This is a genomic window from Vibrio sp. Vb1574 (assembly GCF_033338675.1).
The window spans coordinates 1-1,051 of the sequence record NZ_JAWOTC010000450.1 but is presented as its reverse complement, the minus strand read 5'-3'; the positions used below and the strand labels follow the sequence as shown (position 1 = coordinate 1,051).

At 47.6% G+C, this 1,051-nt stretch carries 2 protein-coding genes; one reads left to right on the top strand and one right to left on the bottom strand.

Features of this window, described 5'->3' with window-relative positions; all coding sequences use genetic code 11:
* Positions 1–198: NAD-dependent epimerase/dehydratase family protein (locus R7O12_RS26800; RefSeq protein ID WP_318127104.1), on the bottom strand; the 198-nt coding region annotated here is incomplete at its 3' end.
* Positions 199–292: 94 nt separating this feature from the next.
* On the opposite strand from R7O12_RS26800, the gene R7O12_RS26795 reads away from it, so the two are divergent.
* Positions 293–1,051: MATE family efflux transporter (locus tag R7O12_RS26795; RefSeq protein ID WP_318127103.1), on the top strand; the 759-nt coding region annotated here is incomplete at its 3' end.

Here is a 1,051-nt window from a genome sequence, read left to right as displayed (position 1 = left end):
ATCAACTAATGAAAGTGTACTTTCTGCGTCCGCCAAGTCTAAGTAAGTCAGTGTAAGGTTGGGATGTGGGCTGGTCCTAGACTCCAAATAATCAATATGTCGAGACGCTGCGGTTACGCTGTAACCTTTGTCGAGCAGTTGAGGAAGAAGCTGAGAACCAATGTAACCAGAGGCACCTAATACCAACACCTTTTTCATTATCCGTCCTTTTATTGCTGGTGGAAAAATCACCGCTGGGTATAATCATGAGACACTTTCCCCATTCTATCAATAAGTTGTCGTTGGAGTGCTCGTGACTTTTCTATCTCAACTCTCAACTCACGCAGATAAAGCCTTTTTGCGTCGATTGTTCGCAATAGCACTTCCCATCACGCTGCAAAGCATTATGTTTTCCAGCCGAAGCCTAGTCGATGTATTGATGCTAGGGCAACTTGGTGAAGCCGAAATTGCCGCTGTGGGAGTCGCAGCTCGAGCGACGTTTGTTACCACCATCATGTTAGTTGGGGTGACCACGGGTGGCGCACTGCTTACCGCGCAGTACTGGGGAGCGGGAGACAAAATTGGCGTAAGACAAAGTACGTCGCTGACTTGGATGATTGCGATGGTGTTTGCCGCGCTGGCCGTTTGTTTATTCGTCTTTTTCCCGCAGCCAATCATGGGCTTGACCACGGATTCCCAAGAGGTGATTGAGCTTGGGTCAAGCTACTTGGTAATTTCATCAGCCAGTATGTTCGCAGTGGCGTGTGTTGCCAGTATGGCGGTGGGGTTACGTGCTATGCATCAACCAGGGTTGAGTACTTTCTTTAGCGGCATCGGTATTCTCTCTAACGTGTTTTTAAACTGGGTGTTGATTTTCGGTCACCTAGGCTTTCCTGCCCTTGGTATTACCGGTGCAGCAATTGCAACGGTGACCAGTGGAGCCATTGAAGTTGGTTGCTTATTTGGTTATTTGTGGTTGAAAAAACACATTATCGCCTTTGGTTGGGGCGATATTCGTGCCAGCTTAGTGTTGGACAAAATCACTCGTTTTCTTAGCTTATCTTTACCCACG